Genomic DNA, 242 nt, shown 5'->3' with positions numbered 1-242 from the left:
CTTGGACGCTTGCAAAAAACCACGAAATGCCAGCAAACGACCGAAAGGAATATGTAAACTTTTCTGCAATTGTTCTTAAATGCTTAGGAATGATCGGCCATGAATTATTAGCACAGAAAAGCTACAAGCAAACATTAAAGAAACTAAAAAAGATTGACTGGCGAAGGACAAACAAAAGTAATTGGGAAGGGCGCTGTATCAATCAAGGACGAATGATGCACAATAATAGCGCCGCTTTATTA

At 38.4% G+C, this 242-nt stretch carries 1 protein-coding gene; it reads left to right on the top strand.

From position 1 onward, the window contains the following. Positions 1-242, top strand: a 242-nt coding sequence (locus Q4528_RS15615; protein ID WP_303522633.1) for a DNA sulfur modification protein DndB, incomplete at both ends; no start/stop codon positions are given.

This window comes from Staphylococcus pasteuri (assembly GCF_030547725.1).
GTDB lineage: Bacteria > Bacillota > Bacilli > Staphylococcales > Staphylococcaceae > Staphylococcus > Staphylococcus pasteuri.
Note: the sequence above shows the minus strand (reverse complement) of the source record. Positions and strands in the feature narration are given on the sequence as shown.